Raw genomic sequence first — 26,214 nt, forward strand, 5'->3', positions numbered from 1 at the left:
TTTAATATAAGTTTATTTAAGTATCCCAATACGCTATACAAAGTTGTATTAAAGACATTACTTGTTCAGAATGCTTACGCTTATTTAAATAATTAATAAAAATCTTACGTCCTAAATTCGGGCGAATTTTAATACTATCCAAATCATTAGTAAAATTTGATTGATAATAAAAACGAGGTATCACTGCATAACCTAATCCTAAATGAACAAAGTTTGTTGCTGATTCAAAGCGATCGGCTTCTAAGACTATATTAGGGTGTTGATTCATACGATTGAAATAATCATCTAAATGGTCACGTACTTGTGAATTTTTGTTTGGCATTATTAGAGGAAGATGCTCAATAGTAATTGTCTTCTGATTTGGAAATTCATCCTTAGGCGTAATTAACACATAAGGTTCCTTATACAATGGAATAGATGCGATATCTTCATGAGTGATTTCTTCATTCGTTAGTGCAAAATGAACATCAAAATTAAGCAATTTGTCTATAGATGAATGACGGTCATGTACTTCGTACATACGATATTGTTGATTAGGATAATCATTATGATGTTGTTTTATCACTTTACCCATCCATTGACTTGTGGATTCTAACATTCCCATTTTAATTCTAGGTTCAGATGTAATATTTAAGTCATACATTTTTTCAACTGTGGAACGATATTCCTGTACGATATGTGTCGCATGCTTATAAAATTGAATGCCTTTTTCAGTGATTTTAATGTCTTTAGTTGTACGCATAAATAAGTCATAACCTAAATCAGCTTCCATCTTTTTAATTGTTGCTGTTAGCGAAGGTTGGCTTATATGAAGGAAATTAGCCGCTTTAGTAAAACTATTATATTTAACTATAGCTAAAAAATATTCAAGCTGAATAATCTTCAAGTGTGACACCCCTATTTATAGTTTTAAGTTATAAATAATTAGTTTATTTATATTTGTTGTCTATATCTTAGTACATTATACTATAAATGTAAGATATTTAAAGCAGTCTAAATGTTTGGAATTTGAATTATTTGAATATTTAATTAATTTTCTAATGGCATTAAAGCTTCTTAATTAATATTCGTTTAGAAGGGGGTTCATTTTTCAAATAGGGTTGCTGAGCTCATTTAAATAGGTTTGAATGATTATTCCAGATGGGAGAGATTAATATGAGAAAAATTCAAGCAAAAAAGGGTTTAGATATTGAGTGTAAAGGTTGGGAGCAAGAAGCGGTATTAAGAATGTTATATAACAACTTAGACCCAGAAGTTGCTGAACATCCTGAAGAATTAGTTGTTTACGGAGGTATTGGTAAGGCTGCTCGTAATTGGAAAGCGTTTGAAGCAATTGAAAACACTTTACGTGATCTTGAAGCAGATGAAACGATGTTAGTGCAATCTGGTAAACCAGTTGCCGTATTTAAAACGCATGAAGAAGCGCCACGTGTCTTAATATCAAACTCAGTTTTAGTTCCAGAATGGGCGAACTGGGATCACTTTAATGAACTAGATACAAAAGGGTTAATCATGTATGGTCAAATGACCGCTGGAAGTTGGATTTATATAGGTTCACAAGGTATCGTTCAAGGAACTTATGAAACCTTCGCTGAATTAGCTAATCAAGAATATAAAAGTGATTTAACAGGAACAATTACTTTAACTGCAGGTTTAGGTGGTATGGGTGGGGCACAGCCACTTGCTGTAACTATGAATAACGGAGTCGCAATTTGTGTGGACGTTGATGAAACACGTGTTGATAAACGTGTAGAAACAAAATATTGTGATGTTAAATCTACGGATTTAGATGAAGCTCTAAAAATGGCTCAAGAGGCAAAAGACAAAGGTGAAGCTCTATCAATTGGTTTAGTTGGTAATGCAGTGGATATTCATAAAGCAATTTTAGATAAAGGTTTCAAAATTGATATCATTACAGACCAAACGAGTGCGCATGACCCATTAAATGGTTACGTGCCACAAGGCTATTCTGTTGAGGAAGCGAAGAAATTACGTCAAGAAGATCCAAAAAAATACGTAGAATTATCTGAAGCTTCAATGGCTAAGCACGTTGAGTTGATGTTGGAATTCCAAAAAATTGGTGCTGTAGCATTTGATTATGGTAATAATATTCGTCAAGTTGCATACAATAATGGTGTTGAAAATGCTTTCGACTTTCCAGGATTCGTACCAGCATATATCCGTCCACTCTTCTGTGAAGGTAAAGGACCTTTCCGATTCGCAGCATTAAGTGGTGATCCTAAAGATATCGAACGTGCTGATGAAGAAATGAGAAGATTATTCCCAGATAATGAAAAATTATTAAGATGGTTAGATTTAGCTGAAGAAAAAATTTCGTATCAAGGTTTACCATCAAGAATTGCATGGCTAGGTTATGGTGAACGTGCAAAGATGGGTCTAGCTTTAAACAAGCTTGTACGTGATGGAGAAATTTCAGCACCCATTGTTATAGGACGTGACCATTTAGACTCTGGTTCAGTAGCAAGTCCTAACCGCGAAACTGAAGGTATGCAAGATGGCAGTGATGCAGTTGGTGATTGGGCTGTACTCAACGCATTGATTAATACTGCAGCTGGTGGTTCTTGGATTTCATTCCATCATGGTGGCGGTGTAGGTATGGGTTATTCATTACACGCTGGCATGGTAGTAGTAGCAGATGGTTCAGAACGTGCTGATAGAAGATTAGGACGAGTTTTAACTACAGATCCGGGTATGGGAGTAGCGAGACACGTTGATGCAGGATATGACATCGCTATTAAAACGGCTAAAGATAAAGGTGTCCAAATTCCAATGATTGATGAAGCAGGTGATAAATAATGAATGATTTAATAATCCAAAATATTCAAGAATTAATTTTACCTAAATCTACTGACAAACCTTTAAAAGGGGGAGAGTTGGACGAATTAGAAGTTGTAGAGAATGGTACAGTTGTAATTAAAGATGGGAAAGTGGTTTACTCTGGACCTCATACAGATGACTATGAGGCTAAAGAGGTCATTGATGCTAGTGGTAGAGTGGTATCTCCTGCACTTGTAGATGCGCATACACACCTCATTTTTGGTGGCTCACGTGAACATGAAATGTCATTAAAACGCCAAGGGAAATCCTATTTAGAAATATTGGAATCTGGTGGAGGTATTCTTTCAACTGTAAAGTCTACTCGAGAAATTAGTGAGGAAGATCTTTTCAAAAAAGCAGAGCATGATTTACTAACAATGATTAAACATGGTGTGTTAACAGTAGAAAGTAAAAGTGGCTATGGTTTAGATAAAGAAAATGAATTAAAACAGTTAAGAGTATCGAACCGTTTAGCTGAAAAATATAACCTAAACATGAAACACACTTTCTTAGGGCCGCATGCAGTGCCTGAAGAAGCTGAATCTAATGAAGCGTTCTTAGAAGAAATGATTAAATTATTACCAGAAGTTAAAGAATATGCAGATTTTGCTGATATTTTTTGTGAAACTGGTGTATTCTCAGTTGAAGAATCTAAGCGATATATGGAAAAGGCTAAAGAAGCTGGATTTAAAGTTAAAATTCACGCTGATGAAATTGATCCATTAGGCGGATTAGAGTTGGCTATTGATGAAGGTGCAATTTCAGCTGACCATTTAGTTGCTTCTAGTGAAGAAGGTAAAGCTAAACTTAAAAATAGTGATACTGTGGCGGTATTATTACCAGCTACAACATTTTACTTAGATAAAAATGACTACGCAGATGCACGTGGTATGTTGAATAATGGTGGTGCGATTGCAGTAGCAACTGACTACAATCCAGGTAGTAGCGTAACAAATAATTTACAACTTGCGATGGCGATTGCTGCATTGAAATTAAAATTATCACCAAATGAAGTTTGGAATGCCGTGACAGTAAACGCAGCTAAAGCAATTGATGCTGATGCAGGTACGATTAATCAAGGGGACCAAGCAAATATTGTAATTTGGGATGCGCCAAACCATGAGTATATCCCATATCATTTCGGTATTAATCACGCTCAAAAAGTGATTAAAGATGGTAAAGTTATCGTGGATAATGAATTTAAGTTAGATTAAAGTAAATCAGTTACTTGTAAATGAGCTAGGCGGTTATGTTATCAAAAAGTGTTAAAGCGTTCGTTTATAGTCTTTAGCGAGTCCTTTGAGGGCTCGCCTTTTTATATTCAAACGAGAGGTTTATAATATAGTGAAAAAGTGAAAATAATGATTATACTTATATCGATATGAGAGGTTCAATAGTTTGAAATGAAGCCTCTAAAGCTTAGCAAAAAGGGGATGTATTAATGACCGAGTTGCATAAAATTGCTTATATAGAGGAATGGAAAGGTCATTATGGTCAAAATATTTTAGCAGGTATACTCATGGCATTAGCACTATTACCGGTCGCTATTGCTTTTTCTTTTATAGTACATATTAAGCCAACGTTAGGACTGATGAGTTGTGGTTTAATGATGTGTCTCATTTCTTTGTTCGGTAAAAGGTTAGCAATGGTTTCAGGACCAAGTAGTGGTATTTCTATCATAGGTGGGCCTTTAGTAGAACAATATGGGGTTCATTATTTGGCTCTTGCAACAATACTCATGGGAATGATTTTATTTATATTTGGTTTATGCCATATTGATAAAATATTAAAACTCATACCTAATACTGTTGTGATGGGGTTTATGAACGCCTTGGGACTTCTATTATTGTGGACACAAATGAAGTATATATTTGGTATCTCAATAGCAACTTATGTGGTAAGTGCACTCACTTTTATAATTATTTTTATTTCATCTAGAACAATTAAAGTAATTCCGGCACCGCTGATTACTATTATCGTATTAACATTTGCGACATGGCTTATTCATCCGAATTTGCAATACGTACATGATATGGCGGATATACACTTTTCAATGCCATCGATTCATATACCTCAAGAAATGTTTGAACTGAGTGCTTTCTTCATTGCTTTAAAATATGCTTTCACAATGTCCGTTATTTCAGTAATCCAAACCAACTTAACAAATGATATGATGAATATGATTTCACAACATCCAACTAATAAAGACAGAGAGATTGTAGGACAAGGGTTATCAAATATTATCGTTGGTTTATTCGGAGGATATGGTTCAAGCGGTTTAGTTGGACAATCGAAATTTAATTATCGTATGGGAGCAAGAACACGAGTAGCGACGCTCACTACCGGTATTTTCTTATTATTATGTGTGTTCGTCTTAGGACAACTCGTTGGTTTAATACCAATGGTGGTACTCGCTTCGGTACTCATTACTATTTCTTTGAATACCTTTGATAGACGCACTTTTCAACATATTAAAGGTGCACCAGTTAAACGTGGATTGGTTATGGGATTAACGATGATTTTAATTTTAATTACTAATAATTTAGCTATTGGAGTTATTGCAGGCACGTTATTTTACTACATTTTACGCTTATTTTTTAAAAAAGAAGGGACTGAATAGCTTATGCCAAATTATTCAGATTATGTTAATTGGAGACGTACATTTCATCAATTCCCAGAGCTTTCTGATAAAGAGTATGAAACTACAAAGCGACTTAAACGTATACTTGAAAGTTTTGATATAACCATTTTAGATGTACCTTTAGAAACGGGTTTAGTGGCTGAAATAGGTAGAGGTGAACCGGTGATTGCAGTAAGAACTGATATTGATGCATTACCGATAAACGAACAAGTTGTGCACGAGTTTACATCTACAAATGAAGGAGTAATGCATGCATGTGGTCATGATATCCATATGGCAAGTATTTTAGGCGTAGCAACTCAACTTAAAGAGCTTGAAAACGAATTAAGTGGACGAGTGAGAATATTGTTTCAAGCTTCTGAAGAATTAGGTCATGGTGCAATTAAGTTAAGTGAAACTGGAGTACTTAAGAACGTTAAAGCAGTCTTAGGTTTTCATAATTATCCTTCACTAGACATTGGTGAATTCGCGATTAAAAGTGGTGTAATCACTTCCGCTGTAGATCGTTTTGAGTTTCATATTCAAGGAAAAGGTGCTCATGCAGCAAAACCAGAACAAGGAAATGACCCGGTCATTGTAGTAGGTCAACTGATTAACAGCCTACAATCTATTGTGAGTCGTAATTTATCAGCATTTGATAGTGCGGTCGTTACGATAGGGGAAGTGTCATGTGGGAATACATGGAATGTCATCGCTGATCAAGCTTATATTCAAGGTACTGTTCGTTCATTTGATTCTAAAAAACGTCAACTTATAAAGCAACGTATGAAAGAAATTTCAGATGGGTTATCTCTAGCATTTAATGTAGACATTAAATTCGAATATACACAATTACCGGGTGCTGTCGTAAATGATGAAACACTTACCCAACAAGCGATTGAAGCAGCTAAGGAAGTAGGTTACAACATTCAAATGATGGAAGAACCACTAACGATTGGTGAAGATTTCTCAGGTTATACGAAAGATTATCCTGGTGTCTTTGCTATCATTGGCTCAAATAGTGAATATGATTTGCATCATCCTAAATATGACCCAGATGAACGTATTTTAGAGAAAGTACCAACGTATTTTGTAACGCTCGTTAAAAAGTTATTGAATGGTAAATCTATACGGCAATAGTTGCCATGTAGCTATTTAAAGTGCTATTGAATTCATTTTCAGAGATAAAATGATGATTAAAATATACTTTATGATGGGTAAATAATATTAAATCTTAAATATGGAGATGATGAATGATGTCAGCACAAGATCCTAGAAATAAATTTAAAACGTCTGATTATGATCAACAAGAGCAAGAGTTACCAGGTCTACAATCGAAAATGACACCTCAACCTGATTGTGGTGAAACATCTTACAAAGGTCATGAGAGATTAAAAGGCTATAAGATGTTAGTGACTGGAGGAGATTCAGCAATTGGACGCGCAGCTGCAATCGCTTATGCTAAAGAAGGTGCAGATGTGGCTATTAACTATTTACCGAGTGAAGAAGAAGACGCACAAGAAGTAAAACAAGTGATTGAGGATGCTGGTCAGAAAGGTATTCTAATTCCTGGAGATTTAAGGGATGAACAGTTTAACTATGATATGGTAGAAACGGCTTATAATGAATTAGGCGGTTTAGATAATGTAACGTTAGTTGCCGGCCACCAACAATATCATGATGATATTCACGGATTTAATACTGAAGCTTTCGCAGAGACGTTTGAAACGAATGTATATCCAGTATTCTGGACAGTTCAAAAAGCGTTAGAATATTTAAAACCTGGCTCATCAATTACGACGACGTCTTCCGTTCAAGGATATAATCCGAGTCCAATTTTACATGATTACGCAGCTTCTAAAGCAGCAATTATTTCATTAACGAAAAGTTTCTCTGAAGAACTTGGTGCGAAAGGTATTCGAGTGAATTGTGTTGCTCCTGGGCCATTCTGGTCACCGCTTCAAATTACTGGAGGTCAACCTCAAAGTGCAATTCCTACATTTGGACAACAAACGCCACTGGGTCGTGCCGGTCAACCAGTTGAATTATCAGGTACTTACGTTTTACTTGCTTCAGAAGATTCAAGTTATACTACTGGCCAAGTCTTTGGTGTAACAGGTGGTACGCAAATCGACTAACAATTGATTTACTTTTAATATGTAAATTATATATTGATTATTTTAAGGTGATGGGGACTCGACTGAGTTCCCATTTTTTAGTGTGAGAGTAGAAAGTTTTCACCATATTAAATGGTGATTTGATAATAGTTGAAGCTTTCATGTAAGATGTATGTGATTGGTGAAATATAGAATAAAGGTGATTATAAAATGAAGAATTTTTTAATCAGATGGTTACCTAATATCTTAATTGCTTTAGCTTTACCGTCACTAATATTGTGCCATCATAATCTAATAGTAATATTAGCTATAGCTGTGATTATTTGTACATATATTTCTGCAGTTAATGTTTATTTAGTTAACGAGAATGTAAAAAAGGTATAACTTGGTTTAATCCTGTGATTGATTATATTTTAGCAATTGTTTCTGCACTTGCTTATTTTGGAATGTTCAGTTGTGTTATTACACAACCTTTTTCAAATGTTACGATGCTACTAATCATTATTTGTTCTGGAAGTATTGCTTACGTCCTTGAAGTGAAGCTTAAAATTAGTGAAGCAAAAAATGGTAAATTTCTTCATGGCGACGAAATGAGTGAATATAAAATTGTATCGGTTAGAACTGAAAAAATTTTCAAAAGGGTATCTTTATGTTCAACAATTATAAGCATTTTACTCATATTTATAAGTCTTTATTTGAAATGGTGGATTGTTTTTGGTGTAGCTATTGTGTTATTGATTATTGTTGCTTTAGCAATCACGATTTATGAGAAATTTTTCACTACACAGATTGAAGAATAATTTTAAAATACAATAAACTTTATGTATTGACGTGTCTATAATTATCTTGTAACGTTAGACACAATTCGAATAACTTATCGAGAGAAGTGGAGGGACTGGCCCTAGGAAGCTTCGGCAACATTTTATCATGTGCCAATTCCAGTAACCGCTAAGGTTAGAAGATAAGCTGAAATGCTATGCCAACAGAGTATAAATGGTGAAATAACATATCTTTTAATCACTTGTTGGTATGAGTTGACTCTATTGATACACACTTGGGTTAGTTTTCAAATAAAGTCACTTACCGGAGCGGAATGAAGAAATGATTCATTGAGAATGAAATTTCTGTTTCGCTCCTATTTTTATGGAAAGTAGGTCAAATTTATGGAGAAAGTAAAGAAAGGTAACGCGTGGGCCCTGCTCCCATTACTCCTATTTGTATTACTCTTTTTAGGTGTAGGAATTATTTCAGGAGATTTTACAACTATGCCTTTAAATGTTGCAATTACAATAACAGTAATCGTTGCCTTACTTATGAATAGAAAAGAATCTTTTGCCAAGAAGGTAGAAGTATTTACTAAAGGTGCTGGACATTCGAACATTATCTTGATGATGTTAATTTTTATCTTGGCAGGTGCGTTTTCAACTACTGCTGAAAAAATGGGTGGTGTTACATCTACTGTTAATTTAGGTTTATCATTGATTCCTCAAAATTTAATCATTGTAGGCCTATTTGTTATTTGTATGTTCGTGTCTATTTCGATGGGGACATCAGTTGGGACTGTTGCAGCGATAGCCCCAGTAGGATTTGGATTCGCACAAGCAACACATGTGCCCGCAGCTTTAGCTATGGCTACGGTAGTCGGTGGTGCAATGTTTGGTGATAATCTGTCAATGATTTCGGACACTACCATTGCTGCAGTAAGAACTCAAAAGACTAAGATGAATGACAAGTTTAGAGTTAATTTTAAAATCGTTTTACCAGGTGCTATTTTAACGATTATAATTTTATTTTTCTTAACGAATGGTATTTCAATCGATCATGCCAAAAGTTATGATTATAACTTAATTAAAGTTATTCCATATTTATTAGTACTGATACTCGCACTTGTAGGTGTAAACGTCATCATTGTACTCATTGGTGGTACAGCCTTAGCAGGTTTAATAGGATTAATTGATGGTTCCTTTGGTTGGAAAGGACTTCTCAGTGCCGTATCTAAAGGTATAATTGGAATGGAAGATATTGCAATGATAGCATTACTGATTGGTGGCCTTGTAGGTATCATTCAACATAATGGTGGCATAGATTGGTTACTACAGTTTGTACGTGCTAGAGTTAAATCTAAACGTGGTGCAGAATTAGGTATTGCCAGTTTAGTAAGTGCCGCGGATATATCTACTGCTAATAATACAATTTCTATTATTATGGCAGGACCTTTAGCCAAGAATATTGCTGATGAGTATGATGTCGATCCGCGCAAGTCAGCTAGTATATTAGATATATTCGGAGGATGTTTCCAAGGGTTACTCCCATATAGTCCTCAAGTTATTTCAGCAGCTGGTGTTGCTGGTATTTCTCCATTCTTACTTGTTCCTTATAGTATCTATCCAATTTTATTAGGAATCTGTGGTTTAGTGGCTATTATTTTGAGAGTCCCTCGTTTAAAAGATAAACCTCAAAAATAAATATAAATTAAAAGGAAGCTACTCATTTAGATTTTAGCTTCCTTTTAACTTTTTCAGAGCTTTCAGAGTTTGTGACATAGCTTAAATACGTTAAAATAGAAATAAGAGTGAAAGTAGGTGAAAGAGAGTGGCAAAATATAATGTAGAGAATGAACACGTAGAAATCGACATCGAACGTTTACTAAAATTTACTCCAGAAGTTGTTTATGAAGCATGGACAAAAGTGGAGATTCTTAAACAATGGTTCATGACAACACCACGTACAAATAAGACTTTTGAAGCGGATGTCCAAGAAGGCGGTACATATCGTATAGTAGATAGTAGAAATGGGAAGCAAAATGTTATCGAAGGTAAATACGAAGAGCTTGTAATGGATGAATACATTAAAATGACAATAGGTATGCCTGGTTTAAGCGCCGAAGAGGATGTCATAGAAGTAGAATTCTTTGAACGTGAAAATGGTGGTACTCAAATGTTGTTTTACTACCGCTCATTAGTTGAAAAGGAAAGACGTTTAACTGCGTTGGAGTACAAACAGAAGAAGAAAGAATATCATGATTCAACTGCGCATGGTTTTGAATTAATGATTGATCAAATGCAACATATATTAGAAGAACTAGAAGAACAACAGCATAATTAAAAACAATCGCAAGCATTAAATGAGTAGCCCCTAGGTGTTACAAATAATGCTTGCGATTTTATTTATAATAATTCATTTTTTTCTTTACGTTCATTATATTTTCTTAAAAGTGTTTCAAAAAAGATATGGTAACTAATAAAGCTTGAATAATCGGTACCGTCATTTAAATAAAATGTATTACTTGAAACATATATATTATAGTTTGCTTGTTGAGCGAGTGAGTTATCTTTCATCGTTGTTACTGAGATAAAATATTTCTGTCTTAATTGAAGAAGCTGTGTAACTTCGGTCAATTGATATGTCTCGCCAGATAATGAAATAATAAAGAATAAATCCTCTGGAACAGTTTTATTTAACACCATTTTTAATTCATGAACATCATGTAGGATTATAATGTTTTTATGCATTGTAAGTAAAATACGTTGTGCTTCTTCAGCCACATTCATTTGAGCGCGTCCTGTTCCGTAAAGATAAATCGTAGTGGCTTCATGCATTTTATTCGTTAATAATTGATAATCAATGCGATCTAAATAACTAAAGGTATTTGCTATTTCTTGTTTAAATTGTTCCATTGAATCAGAAGGAAGCTGATTCTTTTTTTCATTTTCAAATTTCAAAAATGATTTAAAATCACTGTAGCCATCAAATCCTAGTTTACGTGTAAAACGGTGGATAGTGGCATTTGATGCATGCGTATGTACAGCTAAATCTTGAATTTTCATATTTTTACATTCTTCTATATGTGTATTAACATAACTTGCGATTTGTATATCATTATCATTCAATTTATCGAAATGAGTGTTCACACGTTCATCTAGTATCATTTAAGCACCTCATTGTTTTGCATGAAAAAATTTCCGTTCAATGAAAATATAATCTGATTATACAAAATAGTTTCAAAATGCGTCAACGTCGTTGTTATTATGTAAGCGTTTACTATATATTGAAATTAACTTATTTAGAGATACTAACACTTACTAATAAACATATAAGTAAATGATAGTGAGAAATAGATTGGGATGTGGAGGTTTTAATTATGAATGCTATCAAACGATTCGGTAGTGCGATGATCGTGCCAGTGTTGATGTTTGCTTTCTTTGGTATCGTACTTGGGTTTGCGACACTTTTCAAAAATCCAACAATCATGGGCGGTTTAGCAGATCAGCATACATTCTGGTTCAAATTCTGGTCAGTGATAGAGTCAGGCGGATGGGTCATCTTTAATCACATGGAAATCGTCTTTGTTGTGGGTTTACCTCTATCTTTAGCTAAAAAAGCACCTGGGCATGCAGCATTAGCCGCGTTGATGGGTTATTTAATGTTTAACACATTTATTAACGCGATTCTAACGCAATGGCCTCATACGTTTGGTGCTAACTTAAAGAAAGGCGTAGAAAACGTCACTGGATTAAAAGCTATAGCAGGGATAGAAACGTTAGATACAAATATTTTAGGGGCTATTATTATTTCAGGGATTATTACATGGATACATAATCGATACTATAGTAAAAGACTGCCAGAAATGTTAGGGGTTTTCCAAGGCCTCACATTTGTAGTTACCATTTCATTCTTTGTAATGTTACCTATTGCAGCAATAACATGTGTGGTTTGGCCAACAATTCAACATGGAATTGCATCAATACAGCATTTTATCATTTCTTCTGGATACGTTGGCGTGTGGTTATACCATTTCTTAGAACGCGTATTAATCCCTACAGGATTACATCACTTTATATACGCGCCAATTGAGGTAGGACCTGTGGTAGTAAATCACGGTTTAAAAGCAGAATGGTTACAGCATTTGAATCAATTTGCTGAAAGTAGTAAACCTTTAAAAGAACAATTCCATTATGGTTTTATGTTACAAGGCAATGGTAAAGTATTTGGATGTTTAGGAATTGCGCTTGCAATGTACTCGACAACACCGAAAGAAAATCGTAAGAAAGTGGCAGCACTACTCATACCTGCAACGCTAACAGCGATTGTTGCTGGTATTACTGAACCTCTTGAATTTACATTCTTATTTATTGCACCATATTTATTTGTGATCCATGCTATCTTGGCAGCTACAATGGATACTTTAATGTATGCTTTTGGTGTTGTAGGTAATATGGGAGGCGGTGTGCTAGATTTCTTAGCTACAAACTGGATCCCGTTAGGTAAAGATCACTGGATGACATATGTTGCTCAAGTAGTGATTGGTTTTATATTTGTGGGAATCTACTTCTTCCTATTTAGATTTTTAATTCTTAAATTTGATATACCACTTCCAGGTCGAAAAAAAGGAACAGAAGAAGTAAAACTATTTTCTAAACAAGATTATAAAGATAAGAAAGGTGGCACTGCTTCATCAGAACAACCAAAATCAACTGGGAACGAATATGATGACAAAGCAGCTTACTATTTAAAAGGCCTAGGTGGTAAAGAGAATATTAAAGACGTAACAAATTGTACAACTCGCCTACGTTTAACAGTGAATGATGAAAGTAAAGTTCAAGATAGTAGTTATTTTACACATAATCAAATGGCTCACGGTTTAGTGAAAAGTGGTAAAAGTGTGCAAGTTGTAGTCGGTATGTCTGTACCTCAAGTACGAGAAGCGTTTGAACATTTAGTTTACGAGGAAGAAAAGTAATTAAATATCACAATAAGCGTCTCAAGGAGAAAAAATTATATCTTCTTGAGATGTTTTATTGTCAAAAAAACCAGTGCTATTAACAACACTGGTCTTTAAATTATTATGAAATTCTAGCTTTATGAAGCATTTTGGCACGATAGCTTGCTGATAAAATATCTATATTACGTGTTGCAATTGTATGTAGCAATTGAGCGAATATCTCTGGAGAACATACGACACTTGCACAATTGTTATTCAATGTATAGTTTACATCGTGATGGTTAGCAAACATATTCATGATATCAATTACTTTGTCTTTAATGAAAGCATCTTGTAAACCATCGATAGCTAAATCAAAACGCTTGGCTGATTGATAGAGATGTTCTGAATCAAGAAGTTCATCGAAATGCTTAGGAGACAAAATTTGGTAAATAGAATAATTGTGGAAGCTCAAAAAGCTTATTAAATATGGTAACTGTTGCTTAGGTAAACTGACCTCAAGTGCAAACATGTTATTTTGTTTGAAAATCGAAAATTGAAATGACTCACAAAATTTTATTTCTTTACATAAATGAGTTAATTTTTTTCGCGTTGAGCGAGATTTCAAACCTGCAATATTGATAATGTAGGTTTCAAATTTATCAATCAACATGTTATGACCTCCCGTGAATTTGGCATATAACTGAAGCATACGATGTTCGTTTAAATAGATTGTACCACTCTTTTTTTATATAATCACTAAGACTTTTGAACGAAGTTAAAAACTTATTCTTTTGTAATCTTTTCTTTACAAAATATATAAATGTAAAAGTTATTTCGAGTTAAATAATAAGAAAATTCTGAAAATTATATTGAGTTTGTCTTTGTCTTGTGATAATATGTGAAATTATCGCATTTAGGGAAGTGTTCATTATGTTAAATAGAGTCAGTCAGTTTGCGACTAAAACGTTTTTATTTTGGATGTTGATTGCAGCAATTATAGGATTTGTTTTTCCGAAATCATTAGCGCACTTGGGAACATTAGTGCCATACCTTTTGGGTATCGTTATGTTAGGAATGGGAATGACAATTAATCCAAAAGATTTTAAGGTGGTATTTAAATCACCTAAACCGGTCATAATTGGGGTGATACTACAATTTACAATTATGCCTACATTGGCTTTTTTAATAGCAAAGATTTTTCATCTCCCACCTGAAATTGCAATAGGTGTAATATTAGTAGGATGCTGTCCAGGTGGGACATCAAGCAATGTTATGAGTTACTTAGCAAATGCTAATGTAGCTTTATCAGTAGCTATTACAAGTGTTTCCACATTGTTAGCGCCAATAGTGACTCCTGCATTGATTTATCTTTTTGCAAATGAATGGTTAAAGGTTTCATTTCTGAGTATGTTTTGGTCAGTGGTTCAAGTCGTTTTAATACCTATAGCAATTGGGTTTATTTTCCAAAGTATTACTAAAAAAGTTGCAGAGAAAACTGTGGCTATATTACCAAATGTTTCTGTAATAGCAATTTCGCTTATTCTTGCATCTGTTGTAGGTGGCAGTAAGGAACAAATTCTTAAAACTGGTTTACTTATATTTTTAGTTGTCATAGTGCATAATGTTCTAGGATATACTATCGGCTTTATTTTAGCACGTGTATTTAAACTTGAACGCCGTGATCAAAAAGCAGTATCAATTGAAGTAGGTATGCAAAATTCAGGTCTTGCAGTATCATTGGCAACTGTTCATTTTAGTCCTCTAGCAGCTGTGCCAGGTGCAGTATTTAGCTTTGTACATAATATTTCAGGTCCTATTCTTGATAAATATTGGTCAAAACGCTAAAAATTACGTAAGGACTTTGATAATGCTTATGACTATCTCGTCACGATAGTCATTTTTTTATGTTAATATGGGAAATAAATAGCTACATTTACAAGGAGAAAAATGAATGTACAGAGCAGTTATCTTTGATTTCGATGGAACAATTATCGATACAGAACGTCATTTATTTGAGACAATAAATAAACATCTCAAATTTCATAAAGCTGAACCTATTTCAGTAGATTTTTATAGAGAATCTATCGGAGGGACAGCTACAGATTTACATCAGCATCTCGAGCAGGCCATAGGCGCAGATAATAAAGAAAAAATATATCAAGAACATCATCAAACTAGTGGTAATTTGCCAATTATCAGTACAATCAAAGAGTTAATGGATTATCTTAAAAAGCGTCATATACCTATGGCAATTGCAACTAGTAGTTATCGAGAAGATATATATCCAACATTTAAAAAGTTGGGTTTAGATAACTATATTGATGTCATTATTGGTAGAGAAGACGTTGATAACGTTAAACCAGATCCAGAACCTTATTTAATGGCTGTTCAAAACCTTAATTATAATCCAACAAATTGTTTAGCAATTGAGGATTCGTTGAATGGTGCTACAGCTGCTATGATGGCAGGATTAGATGTTGTCGTTAACACGAATTTGATGACAGCAGAACAAAATTTTTCAACTATTAATTACGTCGGAAAAGATATGTCGATTGAAGATATTGTGACATCTTTATTTGAGAAGAAATAGGAGGTATAAGCGTGGGTTACATTATACTTTTCTTTATAGCTGGTCCAATTATTTTAGCAATAGGGAATCTGGTTCTTGGTCCTATTTTTAATAAACGTACACCATTTCATGTTCAAGTTAGATCATTCATAATTGGATCTATTGTTTATCTTTTACTTGCAACCATAGGATATTTTCTTTTATTGCAAGGAAAGCTTTAAAAGAATTATAAATTTTTTAGCAAATGATAATTTAACACTGTAATGAAATCTTTTCTTAGTGGAATCTTAAATTAAAAAAGTCTATAAATGAATTTAGTTATCAAAATTCATTTATAGACTTTTATTTTGTATTAACTATTCATTTTTAAAATTAATGTTATAGCGATGAGTACGATTAAAATTAAATCTATACCTACCATAATTGTGTATCGTGTAGGTTTCTGACCTTGGTTTTTAGCTAATTTCATTGCTTGATAATTTGGTATCAAACTAATTACTAATAGTATGATAATGACTACACCTATAATTATTGTCATGATTACTTACCTCCATGATTTCCTCTTGTTATAAGCTCCCATATAACGCCTGTTATAATTCCAATAACTAAACCACTAATGATTCCTATTTGAGGTGTGAAGAACAAAGCTCCAACTAATATACAAATTATAAGTGCTATTGGAATGGTTGTGCCATAAATCATTTTTCGTTCTGGAGAACTTAGAATGGTAAAGGCAACTAAATAAAGAATGAAGAAGGCTACCGTAGCAAGAAGTGTTCGACCTACGACAGACATGATATCAGGTTGTTTCATAGTAAAATAATTAAGTAGGAAAAATATAATCATAAATATTAATGTAACTTTAATTGAACGATTAATGAGTGCCTTATTCATATCCGAACTCCTTAAACTATTTAGAAAAAGTATATCATACTCCATAATTCAATTAGAAAGAAAGCATATTATGTAATAAAAATGCAATTAGCTTTAATTTTCAGAAAAATATTCAAAATAGGTGTTTTCAAAAATCAAAAAGCTTGCTATGATACATGTGTAAGCGATTTCATTAAATTGTAAAAATTTTGTTTCAATTTCGTCAATTTGTAGTATAATTACGGAAATAAGATTATCATTAAAATAATAATCTAGATTTAGAGATGGGGTAAAGTTATGGAAAACAATGAATTACAAAGGGGACTAAGTGCACGTCAGATGCAAATGATTGCACTTGGGGGAACAATTGGTGTCGGTCTGTTTATGGGGGCAACAAGTACAATCAAATGGACTGGCCCATCAGTTATTTTTGCATACTTAATCGCTGGTATATTTTTATTCCTAATTATGAGAGCAATGGGGGAAATGATTTATCTTAATCCTACAACTGGATCATTCGCAACATTTGCAAGTGATTACATACACCCAGCAGCGGGTTATATGACGGCTTGGAGTAATATATTCCAATGGGTTGTAGTAGGGATGAGTGAAGTTATCGCAGTTGGTGAATATATGAACTATTGGTTCCCAAATTTACCTAACTGGATACCTGGTATCGTAGCAGTGGCATTATTAATGGGAGCAAACCTTGTTTCAGTTAAAGCCTTTGGGGAATTTGAATTTTGGTTTGCATTAATCAAAGTTATTACAATTATTTTAATGATTATCGCAGGTTTTGGCTTAATCTTATTCGGAATTGGTAATGGTGGTCATGCAATAGGGATTTCAAATCTATGGTCTCATGGTGGATTTATGCCACATGGAATCGTTGGTTTCTTCTTCGCACTGTCAATAGTTATTGGATCTTATCAAGGGGTTGAACTCATTGGTATTTCTGCTGGAGAAACTAAAGATCCTCAAAAGAATATTGTTAAAGCAGTGAATGGAGTTATTTGGAGAATATTAATCTTCTATCTTGGTGCAATTTTTGTAATCGTTTCTGTTTATCCTTGGGACAAATTAGGTGACATAGGAAGTCCTTTCGTTGCGACATTTGCTAAAGTAGGGATTACTTTCGCAGCTGGTTTAATAAACTTTGTTGTATTAACAGCTGCTATGTCAGGTTGTAACTCAGGTATATTTAGTGCTAGCCGTATGATTTATACATTATCTAAGCAAGGACAAATGCCTAAGATTTTCTCGAAAGTATTAAAAAATGGTGTTCCGTTCTACACAGTACTTGCAGTATCAATCGGTATCTTAATCGGTGCATTACTAAACGTCATTCTCCCTTTATTTATTAAAGGTGCAGCAAGTATTTTCGTTTATGTTTATAGTGCGTCTATATTACCAGGAATGATTCCTTGGTTTATGATTTTATTCAGTCATTTACGCTTTAGAAAGTTACATCCTGAAGAAGTTAAAAATCATCCGTTCAAAATGCCAGGAGGCGCATTTGCTAACTATCTTACAATAGCATTCCTAATTTTAGTCTTAATCGGTATGCTATTTAATAAAGAAACAGTTGTTTCTGTAGTTATTGGTATTGTGTTCCTAGCAGTTGTGACACTTTATTATTTCGTTCGTTATAATAAAAAGGATCAACAAGCTAAAAAAGCAGCATTAACTCAGAAAAACCAAAAAGGCTTAGAATAATAGCTATATAGTTAAACAAAAAAGCGATTCGTTCATACACTCTAATATAAAGAAATTTAGAGTATGACAAATCGCTTTTTTTATTTATTTAATGTTTAAATTCAATATTTGATAAATGTTTACGGTAATTATCCAAAGCCATTTTAGATTGTGTTATAAAATCTAAGGATGATTGATAATTTAGAGCAATGTAACGATAATAAAGTACATCTATTGTAAACATTTGTGCAAACAATGAAGTCGTTGCACCCATGCGCATTTCATTTTCATCAGTTTGGCCGTAAGACAAGACGATATCTGAACGATTGGCTACTGGATTATCTTTCGTACTAGTAATAGTAACAACTGGTATATGATAGTCTGAAACAACTTTGGCTATTGAACGCATTTCACTTTGCATACCATTGTTTGTAATAAATACGACGCAGTCTTTAGCATTATGTGTCGCTAACATGGTCGTGAAGATATGTGTTTCTTGTACCAATTGTATATTTAAACCAATGCGAGATAATTTTTGATATAAATCTGTAGCCACTACAAATGAAGCACCATAACCATAGATGAAAATGGTTTCTGCACATTTAAATAAATCGCAAATTCGGTCTATCGTCTTATCGTCAATTTTTTCATTGGCGTTGTTAAGCGCACCTTTAGCACGAGAGTGCATTTTCTTTTTGAGAGAATCTGTATTTTCATTGTCTACAAGTTCAACATTGTATACAGATGCTTCTTTAGGCAGAAATTTAGATAAACCAATTTTAAGTTCGTGAAAGCCACCTTCAGTTATTTTCTTACTAAACCTTATTATAGAGGAGGGGCTGGTATCTAAAACTTCTGCTATATCTTGAGAATTCATATTAACTACCTTATGAGGTGAGTTGAGTATGAATTGAGCTATCTTTTTTTCATTTTTAGTTAGGTAGGGGTACTGGTTGTCAATTTCATTTAAAATGTTTGGCAATTTAATCACCCATTTGATCAGAATTTCTCATTTCTTTAGTCGTGCCAAAGAAATAAGTGAAAATGAAACCTCCAGCGTAAGCAGCAAGTAAACCTGCAATATAACCGAGGTACATATGATTATCTATTAACGGTAGAAGAGAAATACCACTAGGCCCTACAGCTGTAGCACCGATATGACCAATACCACCAACAACAGCGCCACCAATACCGCCGCCAATACAAGCTGTAAAGAATGGTCGACCTAATGGTAATGTGACTCCGTAAATTAAAGGTTCTCCAATACCTAAGAAACCAACAGGTAGAGCACCTTTTAAAGTATTACGTAATTTAGTATTTTTACGACATCTAACCCATAAAGCTAATGCGGCACCGACTTGTCCAGCACCAGACATAGCTGCAATAGGTAACAGATAAGTAGAACCCGTTTTATTAATTAATTCGATATGAATTGGTGTGAAAATATGATGCAATCCTAGCATGACTAGTGGTAAGAAGAAAGCACCAATGATGAAACCACTAAATATGCCTCCTACACCAATAATCCAGTTAATGACATGCACCAATCCATCAGATATAAAGCCAGCAACTGGCATTATAATAAACAATGTTAATAAACCAATAATTAATAATGAAATAGTTGGAGTTACAATAATATCGATAGCATTTGGGACTATTTTATGTAATCTTTTTTCAATTAAACTAAGCAACCATACTGCAAATATAACGCCAATAATTCCACCTTGACCCGCGACGAGGTGTTCACCAGTAAAGATATTTTTAATTGGGTTTTCATCAGTTATACCAGTAAGTAAGGTTGCACCACCAATTACACCACCTAATCCAGGCGTAGCGCCGAACACCTTCGCTGCATTGATTCCAGTGAAGATAGCTAAGTAGGCGAGCATCCCATCTTTAATGACACTCAGCACTGAAACAACTTGTTTAAGCCAATCTCCAGATAGAGTTCCAGCTGTTAATAAGTTATTCAATATCGCTGCAATACCACCTATTAACCCGGCACCTATAAATGCTGGGATTAAAGGTATGAAAATATTAGCAATGGACTTTAAAACTTTATTCCATTTACTTTGTTTGCGATGACTTTGAAAATTCTGTTTATTTTGTCGTGCTTGTTCTTCAGCTTGCGCTTTATAGCTTGTATTTTCAGTATGAGAAGTATCATCATCTAAAGGTGCGCCACTTGTTTCAGACATATAATTTGCAACTTTGTTAACAATGCCTGGTCCAACTACAACTTGGAGGCGTTCATCTTCAACAACACCTAAAACACCATCAATACTTTTCAATTCATTGTAATTAACTTTATCGTAATCATGAATTTTAATTCGAACACGAGTCATACAATGAATAATATTATCAATATTATGATTACCACCAACGGCGTTAGTGATATCTTTAGCAAGACGTTCTTCTTTGTTCATGGAAACTCCCCCTTAAACGTTGATGGCTTGCTTGATCACTCCATTACTTTTATATAAACGCGTCTCTGCATCTTCTTTAGTTGTATTACATAAATACATGACAACTGCTGTTTTAATATGATTTCCCGCTTCTTCATACAATGTTTGTGCAGCTTGTTCATCTAAATCACATATATCTTGAATAATGGTGATTGAACGATTGACCAATTTTTTATTCGTAGGTCGTAAATCCACCATTAAGTTATCATATACTTTTCCGACCCCAATCATTGTCATTGTAGAAATCATATTTAATATGAGTTTTTGAGCAGTGCCAGATTTTAAACGAGTAGATCCTGTTAAAACTTCTGGTCCCACATTAACTTCTAAAATATGCTCTGCACAAGCACTTATTTCACTATTTGTATTACACGAAAGAGCAACAGTATCAGCATGAATATCGTTTGCATAAGTGAGGGCGCCTTTGACGTAAGGTGTGCGACCACTTGCAGATATTCCAATAACAATATCATTATCATTTAGCTGAATATCTTTTAAGTCTTGTGCGCCTTGCTCGCTATCATCCTCAGCCCCTTCTACTGCGACGGTCATCGCTTTTTGACCACCAGCAATAATACCAACGACCTCTTCAGGACGTGTATTAAAAGTTGGTACACATTCAGCAGCATCTAAAACGCCAAGACGTCCACTTGTACCAGCGCCTATATAGATTATTCTTCCTCCACGATTAAAACGTTGGATAGCACTAGTTATAACCTGTGATAACTGAGGAATCACTTGTTCAATGGCTTTTGGTACTTTTTGATCCTCACGATTTATTGTTAGTAGTGCATCTTGAATAGTCATTTCATCTAAATGCATCGTTTGAGTGTTACGAGTTTCTGTTGTTAAACGATTCATTGTCATTCTCCTTCGTATATGTAAATTTAAAAGTATCTCCAGGCTGAATCAGTGTTAATAATTGAAGATCTTCATCGCTCACTGTTGCAATATGGTTAATATGAGAATGTCCTTTGAGTGGTGTTTTAACGACTTGAATTTCACCTTCATATCGCCCATTTAGTTGGTTATCTACAGTGATATCCCCAATGTCTCTTTCAGTTATTCCTATAGGATCTATAGGAGTATCATTGTTAACACGTGAATATTGAGAACGTATGATATGCTCTGGTGCGTCAATGCGCGATGTATGTGTTCTTAAGACTCTCTCAGAAAATGATGGATCCAAGTCTTTAAGCTTGAGCGTAAAATGTCGACGATGCATCATATCAGACAATTGTTGAGCAATTAATAAATTGATTGCTGTGTCACCGATAATAACATGAGAGATATCTAGGGATTGTAATTCATGCGTAGCAACTAAAGGATGTGATGAACGATGTGACTCAACTGTTGGTAACCCTTTATGTAAAGGGCCTCTTAGCTCTGTTCCTGGTATAAAGGCATATATTTTTGCATGTTTATCGTAAGTTTTAATAAGTTGATTTTTATATTCAATGAAAGAATATGAAAGACCTGTATCAGGTCGTGGATAATAATTGTGACAGTATAATAGTTGAGACTGATAATCTTGTTTATAAATGCGCTTCAACATATCTTCTGTGATATTACTCGCATTAAGACAGCATTGGAAACCATGACTTTGAACTTCATGGATGAGTTCAACATCCAATTGATCATCAATACGTATAGAAAATGCCCCATGTGGCAATTGATTTAAATAACTGTAAAGCGTTGGATTAAGTAAAGAAGGATTAACATCAATGATATAAGTGATATTATATGATGAAAGAAGCTGACATAATTCCCCAAAATATGACAACTGATGTTGCTTGTTTTCTTCAGGGATTTGTAAAGATGTAAAGATCACATCATAACCCATAGAAGCCATGTTAAGAATATACTCTTTATCTAAAGCATTTCCTAAATAAACTGAGAAGCCAAGCACATCTAACACTCCTTTTAAATACTTAATCAGTACGATTATAACGCTATTATTAAACGTTTACAATTTGAGGTATTTTTAGAATAATATAATATTAAAATTTAAAGCACATGATGTTTTAAGTTACATGAAATTTAAATAAGTGCAATGTATCGAAACGTTGATAAATGAAATTAAAGATAAATTTATAATAATTAGGAAGTCGAAGGTTTGATTTTTAAAAGTTGTTCATGTAATAAAAGTTGTTTGATATGAATATAAAAAAGCATGTCTCCTTGTTTGATTGGTATAAGAGGGTGTTCTGATAAATGAAGAATGACATAATAGTAAGATGTTAATTCTGGTGTGGTACTTAATATTGATTTATGCGATTCTATCCAAATTTTTTCAACTTCTACTTCTTGATTAAATACGTTCAAAGTTTCTTCAAATTTGTTATGATGATTGAGTACATAATATTTAGCATTTTCAGTCAGAGAGAGCAATTTTATAATTCGTTGTTCAATGTGTCGTGTGATTTCTAAATAATTCATAATTCCTCCAATAAATTTTAAAAATGATTGAGTAATAGAAAGGAAACGTCTATGAGGCAGAAAGAAGTTAAGAAAAAATATAAATTTAGTGATATTGCGTGGAGAGATTTAAGTCTAATTGCAGTAGTATTGGTGGGACTTTTTCTATTTAGCGTTGCAGGTATGGCGCTAGGTGCGCTTTTTCTAAAACATATGTCACAGTTACAATTAGCGATGATTAGTACATTAGCGCAGTTAATGGCTTATGTTGTTGTGATATTTGTATTTTACTTTTTACACATCCATACATTTGGAGAGAGGTTTAAAAAAGGTTTACAATACTTGAAACGACGATGGTTCATTATTATTATCGCTTTTTTATTAGCGTATGGTTTGTCTAGTTTATATGAATGGTTAATGCAGTTTTTACCTAAGCATCTACAATATTCTGATACGCAAAATGAGATGGCTTTAGATCAATTGTTCAAATTACATGCATTTATACCTTTCGCGTTTTTATTAATCGTGATTGTAGGACCTATCGTCGAAGAATTAGTGTTTAGACACATACTAATAGGAGAGTTAGGAAAGAAGTTTAATTTTATTGTAATGGGGATTATATCAGCTGTATTATTTACTTACATACATGTAACTGATGCGAAATCACCGTTTGAATTCGGAGCATACTTTATTTTAGCCATTGCTTTAGTCTCAGTGTATTTAGTTTCAAAGAGAAATTTAGCAGCATCGATTAGCTTGCATATGTTAAATAATCTAGTGTCATTTATCTATACTCTATGGTCAATATTTTATAATTAGTTTAAAAACCCAGCTGATTCACATTAACTGTTTATGTCAGCTGGGTTTAAAAATTGCTGATAGTTATCTATTGAGATATCTTGAGTTTTAATAGTTTTTTCGAATGAGTAAGAAATATCGTGTATGTCCATGATTGATAATTCACGTGTATGACCACGACCTATATCAAAGATCACTGCATGCCACTGACCATCTTTACACAATAAACCTATAAAAATAACATTTTCAGCGTGCGCTTTTCCTTCTTCAATATAATCAACAAGCATGACATTTCGTTCTGTACAGTATATTAATATATCCGAAAATAGTTGTGGTAATGAGTAATTATTACTATCTTCAAATTTAATATAATAATCCATCTTTTTTAATAGCTTACGTAATCGTGTTTGAGGTAAACCTAAACATTGTTTAATAATGGCTTGAATTTCTGTTTGATAAGGGAGAGTAGAATAAGACTGACTTTCATTTAGTGTAAGAAACAACGCTGACAGTTGATTTTCTGTTAAAGATAAAGAAATTTTTGATTGAGCATCTTTAATTTGATAACCACCGAGTTTACCGTGTTGTGCGTACACTTTTACACCTTGTTCTTCTAAATCATCAATATCCCTTAAAATAGTACGTTTCGAAACTTTAAATAGTTTTGCAAGTTGTGAAGCGGTCATTTTATCTGAATTTTGTATAGACTGAATGATTTGATTTTGGCGTTCTAATTTATTCAATGAAAGTCACCTCCATAAACATTACATATTACATTTATTATAACATATAAGCGACAATGATGACATTTTCTTATTTTTGGTCGGTACAAAAGTGTAAAATTTCTTATTTTTCTTTTAGAAAACGCTTACAATATAAAAATCATTATGTTACTATAATATTTGTAACAGGGGGAGCGATTAGACAAAGGGGTAGAGCTATATAACAGATAGCTGTGTAATCGTTCGAGTTACATCAAAACATCTTCAATATTTATTACTTACTTTCCTTTCTATTTGTCGGCTAGCTCGTGACTAGCCGATTTTTTCTTTTTTAAAAACTTATTAATTATTATTCCAAAATCTTGATGACTTCGTATAAAATAAATATAAGTAAATAGAGAGATTTCGATAATTAAAGTTTACTTATAATATATAACTGATTTATTAATTCTACATAAATTTATTTTATTTGGTGGTGAAACATAGGATGACAGAAAGTTTAAAGCAGATTGATCGTTTAATTTGTGATTGGTTAAAAATTGTTGATGATATTTTACCGCGTCTTATTCAAGAGATGCATACAGATACTAAAAAGGATCGTTTTGATTTAGTTACTAACGTAGACAAACAGATTCAAGACCATTTTCAAACATTCTTGTCAAATCAATTACCTGGGCATCTACTATTAGCTGAAGAAAAAAATAATGATGATATTGATCCTTATCATGGACATGTTTGGATTATGGATCCTATTGATGGTACGGCTAACCTTGTAAAGCAACAAGAAGATTATTGTATTATACTAGGATACTTTGTGGATGGAGAGCCAAAACTATCTTATATCTACGATTATCCTCATAATAAATTATATAAAGCAATAGCAGGTGAGGGAGCATATGAGAATGATTTACCGATGTTAAAGCCTGCAACACTAACCATTGAAGATGCAATATTGTCGTTTAACCCACATGTTTTAAATGATAGAACGATAAACGCACTTTTCCAAACTTCATTTAGTTATCGAATTATTGGTTCATGTGGTTTAGATTCAATTAGAGTCATTAAAGGTCAATTCGGCGCTCACATGAATACGAATCCTAAACCTTGGGATATAGCCGCTCAGTTTCTTTTTGCGCAAGAACTTAATTTGAAAATGACTAGCTTAGATGGTGGCAAAGTTGATTTTGGTAAGGGTGGCCCTTTTATAATTAGTAACCCTGGTTGTCATCAAGATGTACTGGATATTTTGAATAGCGGTAAGGGCTATCAAAAATAAGTACAATTATATTAATATAATTGTATAAGTGAATTGTTAATGTCGGAGCCTTAGAAAGAGTTTCTTTTTAAGGCTTTATTGTTGTCCTCAATTATAATTATGTGAGTTAAAATTCATTT

Annotated in this window: 27 protein-coding genes and 1 riboswitch; of the genes, 16 read left to right on the forward strand and 11 right to left on the reverse strand. The window is 33.5% G+C overall.

The window, feature by feature from the left end:
• Positions 1–16 precede the first annotated feature (16 nt).
• Complete coding sequence (locus tag HMPREF2706_RS05900) at positions 17–886, reverse strand: LysR family transcriptional regulator (RefSeq protein ID WP_002432524.1); 870 nt, start codon at positions 884–886, stop codon at positions 17–19.
• Positions 887–1,155: 269 nt separating this feature from the next.
• On the opposite strand from HMPREF2706_RS05900, the gene hutU reads away from it, so the two are divergent.
• The 9 genes from hutU (at position 1,156) to HMPREF2706_RS05940 (ending at position 10,680) form a co-directional block, all read left to right on the forward strand.
• Positions 1,156–2,817, forward strand: coding sequence for a urocanate hydratase (gene hutU / locus HMPREF2706_RS05905; protein ID WP_070862252.1), 1,662 nt, complete (start codon positions 1,156–1,158; stop codon positions 2,815–2,817).
• Positions 2,817–4,052, forward strand: coding sequence for an imidazolonepropionase (hutI, locus tag HMPREF2706_RS05910; protein ID WP_049428328.1), 1,236 nt, complete (start codon positions 2,817–2,819; stop codon positions 4,050–4,052). Before hutU ends, hutI begins: the two co-directional genes overlap by 1 nt.
• A gap of 227 nt (positions 4,053–4,279) precedes the next feature.
• Positions 4,280–5,458 (forward strand): SulP family inorganic anion transporter, encoded by a 1,179-nt coding sequence (locus HMPREF2706_RS05915; RefSeq protein ID WP_070862253.1) that lies wholly within the window; start codon positions 4,280–4,282, stop codon positions 5,456–5,458.
• 3 nt (positions 5,459–5,461) lie between these two features.
• Positions 5,462–6,598: an amidohydrolase gene (locus HMPREF2706_RS05920; RefSeq protein ID WP_023351265.1), complete on the forward strand. Its 1,137-nt coding sequence runs from the start codon at positions 5,462–5,464 to the stop codon at positions 6,596–6,598.
• Between the two features lie 116 nt (positions 6,599–6,714).
• Positions 6,715–7,596 (forward strand): SDR family oxidoreductase, encoded by an 882-nt coding sequence (locus tag HMPREF2706_RS05925; RefSeq protein ID WP_030063404.1) that lies wholly within the window; start codon positions 6,715–6,717, stop codon positions 7,594–7,596.
• Between the two features lie 189 nt (positions 7,597–7,785).
• On the forward strand, positions 7,786–7,959 hold the full coding sequence (locus tag HMPREF2706_RS12220) for a hypothetical protein (protein ID WP_002453847.1): 174 nt from the start codon (positions 7,786–7,788) through the stop codon (positions 7,957–7,959).
• 14 nt (positions 7,960–7,973) lie between these two features.
• Positions 7,974–8,375: a hypothetical protein gene (locus tag HMPREF2706_RS05930; RefSeq protein WP_070862254.1), complete on the forward strand. Its 402-nt coding sequence runs from the start codon at positions 7,974–7,976 to the stop codon at positions 8,373–8,375.
• 71 nt (positions 8,376–8,446) lie between these two features.
• A riboswitch (SAM riboswitch) is annotated at positions 8,447–8,543 on the forward strand.
• Positions 8,544–8,738: 195 nt separating this feature from the next.
• A complete protein-coding gene (locus tag HMPREF2706_RS05935) occupies positions 8,739–10,040 on the forward strand; it encodes a Na+/H+ antiporter NhaC family protein (RefSeq protein WP_002432627.1) in 1,302 nt (433 codons plus the stop codon).
• A 127-nt stretch (positions 10,041–10,167) separates the two neighbouring features.
• A complete protein-coding gene (locus HMPREF2706_RS05940; RefSeq protein ID WP_002432851.1) occupies positions 10,168–10,680 on the forward strand; it encodes an SRPBCC family protein in 513 nt (170 codons plus the stop codon).
• A 62-nt stretch (positions 10,681–10,742) separates the two neighbouring features.
• Here the strand turns inward: HMPREF2706_RS05940 and HMPREF2706_RS05945 are convergent, their stop codons facing one another.
• Positions 10,743–11,504, reverse strand: coding sequence for a MurR/RpiR family transcriptional regulator (locus tag HMPREF2706_RS05945; RefSeq protein WP_002432676.1), 762 nt, complete (start codon positions 11,502–11,504; stop codon positions 10,743–10,745).
• Positions 11,505–11,716: 212 nt separating this feature from the next.
• Between HMPREF2706_RS05945 and HMPREF2706_RS05950 the strand changes: the two genes are divergently transcribed.
• On the forward strand, positions 11,717–13,315 hold the full coding sequence (locus tag HMPREF2706_RS05950) for an alpha-glucoside-specific PTS transporter subunit IIBC (protein ID WP_049428326.1): 1,599 nt from the start codon (positions 11,717–11,719) through the stop codon (positions 13,313–13,315).
• A gap of 103 nt (positions 13,316–13,418) precedes the next feature.
• Here the strand turns inward: HMPREF2706_RS05950 and HMPREF2706_RS05955 are convergent, their stop codons facing one another.
• The gene (locus HMPREF2706_RS05955) at positions 13,419–13,949 is read right to left on the reverse strand and encodes a hypothetical protein (RefSeq protein WP_002432504.1); all 531 of its coding nucleotides are present in this window, start codon (positions 13,947–13,949) and stop codon (positions 13,419–13,421) included.
• Positions 13,950–14,209: 260 nt separating this feature from the next.
• Here HMPREF2706_RS05955 and HMPREF2706_RS05960 point away from each other — a divergent pair, with 260 nt between their 5' ends.
• The 3 genes from HMPREF2706_RS05960 (at position 14,210) to HMPREF2706_RS05970 (ending at position 16,069) form a co-directional block, all read left to right on the forward strand.
• Complete coding sequence (locus HMPREF2706_RS05960) at positions 14,210–15,124, forward strand: bile acid:sodium symporter family protein (RefSeq protein ID WP_070862255.1); 915 nt, start codon at positions 14,210–14,212, stop codon at positions 15,122–15,124.
• Positions 15,125–15,230: 106 nt separating this feature from the next.
• The gene (locus HMPREF2706_RS05965; protein WP_037550110.1) at positions 15,231–15,869 is read left to right on the forward strand and encodes an HAD family hydrolase; all 639 of its coding nucleotides are present in this window, start codon (positions 15,231–15,233) and stop codon (positions 15,867–15,869) included.
• 11 nt (positions 15,870–15,880) lie between these two features.
• On the forward strand, positions 15,881–16,069 hold the full coding sequence (locus HMPREF2706_RS05970) for a hypothetical protein (protein WP_002453841.1): 189 nt from the start codon (positions 15,881–15,883) through the stop codon (positions 16,067–16,069).
• Between the two features lie 131 nt (positions 16,070–16,200).
• On the opposite strand, the gene HMPREF2706_RS05975 is transcribed toward HMPREF2706_RS05970, so the two are convergent.
• A complete protein-coding gene (locus HMPREF2706_RS05975) occupies positions 16,201–16,386 on the reverse strand; it encodes a hypothetical protein (RefSeq protein WP_002432292.1) in 186 nt (61 codons plus the stop codon).
• A 2-nt stretch (positions 16,387–16,388) separates the two neighbouring features.
• Entirely contained in the window at positions 16,389–16,742 is a 354-nt protein-coding gene (locus HMPREF2706_RS05980; RefSeq protein WP_023351271.1) for a hypothetical protein, read from the reverse strand.
• A gap of 276 nt (positions 16,743–17,018) precedes the next feature.
• On the opposite strand from HMPREF2706_RS05980, the gene HMPREF2706_RS05985 reads away from it, so the two are divergent.
• Positions 17,019–18,437 carry an amino acid permease gene (locus HMPREF2706_RS05985; RefSeq protein WP_002432870.1) on the forward strand — a complete coding sequence of 473 codons (1,419 nt, stop codon included), beginning with the start codon at positions 17,019–17,021 and terminating at the stop codon, positions 18,435–18,437.
• Between the two features lie 88 nt (positions 18,438–18,525).
• Here HMPREF2706_RS05985 and HMPREF2706_RS05990 read toward each other — a convergent pair whose 3' ends face one another.
• From HMPREF2706_RS05990 to HMPREF2706_RS06010, 5 genes are all read right to left on the reverse strand, one after another.
• Positions 18,526–19,398 (reverse strand): MurR/RpiR family transcriptional regulator, encoded by an 873-nt coding sequence (locus HMPREF2706_RS05990; protein ID WP_023351272.1) that lies wholly within the window; start codon positions 19,396–19,398, stop codon positions 18,526–18,528.
• A gap of 1 nt (position 19,399) precedes the next feature.
• Positions 19,400–20,842: a PTS transporter subunit EIIC gene (locus HMPREF2706_RS05995; protein WP_070597513.1), complete on the reverse strand. Its 1,443-nt coding sequence runs from the start codon at positions 20,840–20,842 to the stop codon at positions 19,400–19,402.
• Positions 20,843–20,854: 12 nt separating this feature from the next.
• Positions 20,855–21,742, reverse strand: a complete 888-nt coding sequence (gene murQ / locus HMPREF2706_RS06000; protein ID WP_049428320.1) for an N-acetylmuramic acid 6-phosphate etherase — start codon at positions 21,740–21,742, stop codon at positions 20,855–20,857.
• Positions 21,714–22,790, reverse strand: a complete 1,077-nt coding sequence (locus tag HMPREF2706_RS06005) for a MupG family TIM beta-alpha barrel fold protein (protein ID WP_049428318.1) — start codon at positions 22,788–22,790, stop codon at positions 21,714–21,716. Before HMPREF2706_RS06005 ends, murQ begins: the two co-directional genes overlap by 29 nt.
• Positions 22,791–22,981: 191 nt before the next feature.
• The gene (locus HMPREF2706_RS06010; RefSeq protein WP_002453833.1) at positions 22,982–23,320 is read right to left on the reverse strand and encodes a hypothetical protein; all 339 of its coding nucleotides are present in this window, start codon (positions 23,318–23,320) and stop codon (positions 22,982–22,984) included.
• A 51-nt stretch (positions 23,321–23,371) separates the two neighbouring features.
• On the opposite strand from HMPREF2706_RS06010, the gene HMPREF2706_RS06015 reads away from it, so the two are divergent.
• The gene (locus HMPREF2706_RS06015; RefSeq protein WP_049428317.1) at positions 23,372–24,118 is read left to right on the forward strand and encodes a CPBP family intramembrane glutamic endopeptidase; all 747 of its coding nucleotides are present in this window, start codon (positions 23,372–23,374) and stop codon (positions 24,116–24,118) included.
• A 23-nt stretch (positions 24,119–24,141) separates the two neighbouring features.
• Here HMPREF2706_RS06015 and HMPREF2706_RS06020 read toward each other — a convergent pair whose 3' ends face one another.
• Positions 24,142–24,840, reverse strand: coding sequence for a helix-turn-helix transcriptional regulator (locus tag HMPREF2706_RS06020; RefSeq protein WP_002432593.1), 699 nt, complete (start codon positions 24,838–24,840; stop codon positions 24,142–24,144).
• 466 nt (positions 24,841–25,306) lie between these two features.
• Here HMPREF2706_RS06020 and HMPREF2706_RS06025 point away from each other — a divergent pair, with 466 nt between their 5' ends.
• The gene (locus HMPREF2706_RS06025) at positions 25,307–26,095 is read left to right on the forward strand and encodes an inositol monophosphatase family protein (protein ID WP_049428315.1); all 789 of its coding nucleotides are present in this window, start codon (positions 25,307–25,309) and stop codon (positions 26,093–26,095) included.
• Positions 26,096–26,214 lie beyond the last annotated feature (119 nt).

The organism is Staphylococcus sp. HMSC067F07, from assembly GCF_001837405.1.
In the GTDB taxonomy this organism is placed as follows: Bacteria; Bacillota; Bacilli; order Staphylococcales; family Staphylococcaceae; genus Staphylococcus; species Staphylococcus capitis.